This is a genomic window from Limosilactobacillus panis DSM 6035 (genome assembly GCF_001435935.1).
GTDB classification, from domain to species: domain Bacteria; phylum Bacillota; class Bacilli; order Lactobacillales; family Lactobacillaceae; genus Limosilactobacillus; species Limosilactobacillus panis.
Window position 1 is genome coordinate 1 of record NZ_AZGM01000014.1, and the last position, 5759, is coordinate 5759.

5 protein-coding genes and 1 pseudogene are annotated in these 5759 nt (G+C 44.9%); 3 read left to right on the forward strand and 3 right to left on the reverse strand.

From position 1 onward, the window contains the following. Positions 1-41: 41 nt before the first annotated feature. Complete coding sequence (locus FD32_RS00630; RefSeq protein WP_337588848.1) at positions 42-317, reverse strand: HEPN domain-containing protein; 276 nt, start codon at positions 315-317, stop codon at positions 42-44. A gap of 267 nt (positions 318-584) precedes the next feature. Here FD32_RS00630 and FD32_RS00635 point away from each other — a divergent pair, with 267 nt between their 5' ends. Next, a complete protein-coding gene (locus FD32_RS00635; protein WP_047767872.1) occupies positions 585-785 on the forward strand; it encodes a cold-shock protein in 201 nt (66 codons plus the stop codon). 94 nt (positions 786-879) lie between these two features. Here FD32_RS00635 and FD32_RS00640 read toward each other — a convergent pair. Next, positions 880-1956 (reverse strand): annotated as a pseudogene (locus FD32_RS00640) (ISL3 family transposase); the annotation flags it as partial. A gap of 355 nt (positions 1957-2311) precedes the next feature. Further along, the gene (gene rlmD, locus FD32_RS00645; protein ID WP_082611615.1) at positions 2312-3688 is read right to left on the reverse strand and encodes a 23S rRNA (uracil(1939)-C(5))-methyltransferase RlmD; all 1377 of its coding nucleotides are present in this window, start codon (positions 3686-3688) and stop codon (positions 2312-2314) included. Between the two features lie 253 nt (positions 3689-3941). On the opposite strand from rlmD, the gene FD32_RS00650 reads away from it, so the two are divergent. Together FD32_RS00650 and FD32_RS00655 are read left to right on the forward strand one after the other, a co-directional pair. Continuing rightward, the gene (locus FD32_RS00650) at positions 3942-5255 is read left to right on the forward strand and encodes an MFS transporter (RefSeq protein ID WP_082126029.1); all 1314 of its coding nucleotides are present in this window, start codon (positions 3942-3944) and stop codon (positions 5253-5255) included. Positions 5256-5260: 5 nt separating this feature from the next. After that, complete coding sequence (locus FD32_RS00655) at positions 5261-5683, forward strand: MarR family winged helix-turn-helix transcriptional regulator (protein WP_047767866.1); 423 nt, start codon at positions 5261-5263, stop codon at positions 5681-5683. Positions 5684-5759: the final 76 nt, after the last annotated feature.

Below are 5759 nucleotides of genomic sequence, written 5' to 3' on the forward strand. Positions count from 1 at the left end.
ATCAGTATAGGAGACCTCAAATTGAAAATATAGACGTGTTGTTATTCGGTGCTTACCTTATAAGGATTAGATACCGCCATATTTTCTCTATCTCCGTGTGTTAGGAATACCCTTGTACTTACAAGCTTTTCAATCCAATCATCTGTATTTCCAACGTGTTCAGATAATAGTTCTCTATAGGATTCAGGCAATTCCTCAATAAATTTGTTTATTTTATCCCTCAAAGTAAGACGTTCATTTCTAAAATACGATTCAATGCCTTGTGTATAATTGACAAGATCATTTTCAATTACCGACCTGTAGTTAACCGTTAACAAATAGTCATCCACCAGTAACTGTAACTCTTTTGAGGAACTTACCCAATTATTTATCACACTGAGCAACTTCGATTGGACATCATTATAGTCATATGAAAAACTGTGCGCTTGAATTATTTAGGGTTGCATACAGCGAATTAAAGTGTTAAAATTATTCAGATTAACACATCAGGAAGTTATAAGTATCATTCATTTTTGCTATCTATTATTTTCTTAGGTGTTAATTCAATTTGGTTACTTTGGTTTGATTCCTAGGAGGATATATATATGCAAAATGGTACTGTAAAATGGTTTAATGCTGATAAGGGCTATGGGTTTATCTCTGGTTCAGATGGTAAAGATGTATTCGTACACTTTTCATCAATTAAAACTAACGGTTTTAAGAGTCTTGAGGAAGGGCAAAAAGTTAGTTACGATGTTGAACAAGCCGATCGAGGACCTCAAGCGACTAATGTTGTTCCACAATAATTTGTCTAATATTATGAAGAACTGCTTTTGATGGAGCAGTTCTTTTTTATGGCTCTTCGTCAAAAAGTACTGATAGAAAAATTTGAATAACTTTTCAAACAGCTCGTGTCTGAGATTGGACATGAGCTGTTCTTTTATTCTTCCAGTTGATGGCAAAGTATGAGTTAGGAAGGGCAAGCAGGATTTGAGCCCGAAAATTAAAGAAGTTACGAAAGCCATAAGCAGTTCGTTTAATAACTTTGATCTTATTGTTAGTTCCTTCGACTGGACCATTCGTGTAGTCACCATATTTAAAGCTGGTGATAATCTCTTTACGATTCCTCCGGAGAGTCCGTTGAACTTTTTGAAGTGATTGGGGAAGCTGGGTCCATTTAATCGCGAGTAAATGATTGAGTTCATCCTTACTACGATGATTGATCGCGAGAATAAGGTCCTGATAATAACGATAAGCTTGTTTAAGATCATCATTGAAAGCCAGTAAGCGTTGAATAACTTCAACGTCGGTCAACTGAGTATAGCCAAAATTACGACGTGACCAATAGTTATCATATTTGAGTAACCCCGCTGGGGTTAGGATTAATTTCCAGAAATGCTTGAGTGCCCGCCATTGATGGCTCCCATTGCCAGCTTGGTTCATAGCTTTAACCCGAATTTTACTCAAAGCCCGGTAAGCTTGAGCGACCACATGAAAGTGGTCGGCAATAATTATGGCATGGGGAAATAGTTCATGAATAAGATGACGATAAGGCGTATACAGGTCAACCGTAACCGTGCGCACTGCCAGACGAGCCGCACGATCGTAGCGCAGAAAGTAATTACGCAAGTAGCGATTACGTCGTGACAGAATAATATCAATGGTACGATGATTTTCAATGTTCATCAGGATCATACTCATTCCACTGGGTGCAAAGCGACCAGATTTAAAATCATCAAAGGCAATATGGCGAGGTAACCAATGATAGTTTGGTTTGAAAAATTGATCCAGGTTAAAAATAACCAGTCTAACAGTCCAGTCAGAGATTCCCAGTTCCTTGGCGATATCAATTTGGTACTCATTGGTAGTTAGTTGTATCATCACCTGTTGTTTAATTGCTTGGCTGATGTGATGACGATATTTAATGTCCTTGACCTTAGCTAACTCCGTAATCGTTGATGGACAAGCTGATGAAGGTTAAAAGAATAATTTTTGTCATATACGTCGAGTATACAACTCTCCTGCGAATTTTCGATATTCTAACCGAATTAGCATAAATTCAATATTATTTTTGTTAACTCAATCCTTAGTACCAAACTGACCGATTCGTACATACCACAAACGCTACCATATCAAGGCTCACCTCTACTTCCACTACCCTAATCGACACGACCTGCCAAACTGGACATTCACCTACTCGACTATCGAAATAGGACATAGAACACTCGACCCGCCAGCTTCAAATAGAAAAAGTGTACTTTTTCCAATAGCTCAGAAGGGAAAAAGTACACTTTCAATCATCTATAAATGCCATTATAACGCGGTTTGTCGGCTATTTTTCTGTGCGTTCAAGGACAGTAACACTCTCAACATGCGTCGTCTGTGGGAACTGGTCGACGGGCTGGATTGGCTTGACAACGTGGTAGCCCCGCTCACCGAAACGTTGAATATCCCGCACCAGGGTGGCCGGATTGCAGGAAACGTAAATCACTTTCCGTGGTGTCATCTTGCCAGTCGCCTCAATTAAAGATTCCGCAAGGCCCTTGCGTGGTGGGTCCACAATCACTACGTCCGGCTCCAGTCCCGCTGCTTGCCACTTGGTAAATTGTTCTTCCGCCTTACCGACCACGAATTCCGCATTCCGAATTCCGTTCCGCTTGGCGTTGTGCTTGGCATCTTCAATCGCGGCGGGCACAATTTCCACCCCATAAACCTGCTTAGCATGCTTGGCCACGGCTAAGGAAATCGTCCCAATCCCGCAGTAGGCGTCAATCACCGTCTGACTACCATCCAGACCGGCATTATCAATGGCAGTTTGGTAGAGGCGCTCCGTCTGTTGCGGGTTGACTTGGTAAAACGACAGCGGCGAAATAGCAAAGTCAATCCCCAGTAACTGGTCATGGATCTCGTCGGCTCCCCACAGGGTCTGATCACGGTCACCTAGCAGGCGGTTCGTCTTCTTATCATTGATATTCTGGACAATGCTCTTCACTTCCGGCACGCCGGCCACGATACCGGCCACAATCTGCTGGGCCATCGGGAGCCGCTTCGTGTTGGTGACCAAAACGACCATCACCTCATGGCTGTAGTAACCACGACGCACCATCACCGTTCGAATGACGCCCTTGCCCGTCCGCTCGTCATACGGAGTCACATGGTGCTTCCGTAAGAGGTCACGGACCACAACGATTGCTTTATCAATCTGCGGGTCTTGAATATAGAAGTCCTCAATCGGTACCAGGGTATGGCTCCCCCGCTTGTAAAAGCCAGTCTGCAGCTGGCCGCGCACCATCTTGACCGGGACTTGGGCCTTATTCCGGTAGTGGTAAGGTCGGTCGATCCCCATCGTTGGCAGGACTTCGATATCTCCCAGGTGGGCCTTTTCCAGAAGTTCTTTAATCTGGTGCTGCTTAAACTTCAGCTGAGCCGCATACTTCAGGTGCCCCAGAGGTGCAATCCCCGTCTGAATATACTTCTTATCTTTGACGTCGACTCGGTCCGGGCTCTTACTCTGCCATTCCATCACCCGGCCCCAGGCAAAGTGGCGGGCTACCTTGGTCACCCGCACGGTAATCTTTTCCCCCGGTAAGGCGTTGGGCACGAAGATTGGGAAGTCGTCAACCTTAACGACCCCATTGCCCTCGTAGGTCAGGTCGGTCACTTCTGCCTGGTAATCGTTGTTCTTATGTACTGGTATTTGAACCTTCATTTTTCTTCCTCCATTAATGGTCTTACGCCCTATTATACACGGCATCCCCCGCTAGTAACCAGCCCCCCTTTAAGTCCGTATACTGGCTTAGTCATGCGTACCGCACCGCCGACAATAATAAGGATTGGTTCCACCTTGACAAATAAATGCATCTGCATCTATAATTTCACTCGTAAATACATGCAGATGCATTTTATTATGAGGAGGAATAATTATTCTTAACATTACTAACCGTCAACGAACTTTAACCGCGATGCTTCTTTTGCTAGCATCATTTATCGGTCTAATGAGTCAGACGATGATTGTCACCGCCGTACCGGTGGTTCAAGCTGAGATGAGGCAGCCACTCAACCTGGTGCAGTGGCTCACTACCGGCTACACCCTCGTACTCGGAATTACCACCCCGCTGTCGGCTAACCTTTACGAAAAGTATAATAACCGGCAGCTATTCTCGGGGATCATTAGCCTCTTTATTCTGGGTACCATCCTTGGTTGCCTGGCACCAAACTTTACCTGCCTTTTGATTGCCCGCCTCATCCAAGCCGCGGCTGGTGGGGTACTAATCTCCTTTCAGATGACTGTTCTGGTTTCAATCTATCCACCACAGAAACGGGGAACCATTATGGGACTATCATCCCTCGTTATTGCGTTTGGTCCAGCGATTGGTCCCACACTGGCAGGTTTTACGATGCATCTTTGGGGATGGCGCTCAATTTTCTGGGTCGTTCTTCCCTTTATGATCTTCACCCTACTAGCCGGCTGGGCCGTGATGCCTGCCTTTACCGTCGCCCACCATCTCATGCTGGATCAACGCTCGATTATTGAGCTCATCTTGGGTCCTGGACTTTTCATGGCTGGCTTTTCTCTGGTCAGTACGACGCCACTCCTTGCTTGCCCAATGCTATTAATTGAGGTTATAGTATCAATAGCTTTTTATCAGCACCAGCAGAAATTAACCAAGCTGCTCCTGGACTTCCGGGTTTTTCACTACTGGTCCTTTAGCTTAATGTTAATCGCCGGTGCCTTCCTGTTCATGACTCTCCTTAGTGCTGAACAGATGGTTTCGGTCTTTGCGCAAAACAGTCTCCACGTTTCTAGTATGGTAGCGGGATTAATCCTTTTCCCCGGTGCTTTTTTAGACGCGATCACGGGGATGATTGTCGGCCGACTATACGACCGCATTGGCGTTAACCGTCTGGCTATTCCGGGACTAATCTTATGTGTCGTTACGACGCTACCTACTCTGGTGATTACCGCTCATATTTCCTTACTAACCCTTACTCTCCTTTACACAGGACGGATGATTGGTATCGGCATGGCGTTTGTACCTACAATGTCAGAGTCGTACCGGGGCATGCGTAAATCCGATATTGGGCAGGCAACCGCAATGAGCAACGCCCTTCGTCAAATTGCCGGTGCCCTAGCAGTTACGTTGGTCGTAGTCATTAGTGATGTTCCAAATAACTCGGTTATGGGAATGCGTTGGGCAATGGGATTGACGTTGCTTTTCGCCATCTTATCACTGGCTGGCTGCTTAATATATGCATGTAAGAAAGGAGCACATTAAGAACGATGCAAGAAGATTTTGTCGGGCAAGTAGCAATCCTAAACGCCCTAATTCGCCGGCGTTTAGACCACTTATTGCAGCCACTAGCGTTATCAGAAATCAACTATTATTACTTAATGATTATTGAAAAAACACCGGGGGTTAGTCAATCCGGGCTCGCAACCAGGATTGTCCGGGACCAATCAAGTATTACACGGCAAGTCGACCGTTTAGCTAAACAAGGCTGGATTGAAAAGCGGCGTTCAGCAAACGATGGTCGACAGAGCGCACTATATTTAACCGCCAAGGGTACAGCAATCCTTCCACAGTTACACGCCATTACCGAACAAGTTAACCGCGAAGCACTGGCTACATTACCGATTGCGCAACAGAAAAAATTTCAACAACTACTCTATGATACTCGGCAAAACTTTATTAACCGTAAATGATTTAATCTTTTTATTTAGAATACTGAAACTTGAAAGTATGAAGACAGACTGATCCCTTGGTATCACAGGGCATATT

Excerpts from the sequence above, each read along its gene's own strand:
- rlmD (WP_082611615.1), bottom strand. The coding sequence starts at position 3,688 with ATGAAGGTTCAAATACCAGTACATAAGAACAACGATTACCAGGCAGAA.
- FD32_RS00650 (WP_082126029.1), top strand. The coding sequence starts at position 3,942 with ATGCTTCTTTTGCTAGCATCATTTATCGGTCTAATGAGTCAGACGATG.
- FD32_RS00635 (WP_047767872.1), top strand. The coding sequence starts at position 585 with ATGCAAAATGGTACTGTAAAATGGTTTAATGCTGATAAGGGCTATGGG.
- FD32_RS00655 (WP_047767866.1), top strand. The coding sequence starts at position 5,261 with ATGCAAGAAGATTTTGTCGGGCAAGTAGCAATCCTAAACGCCCTAATT.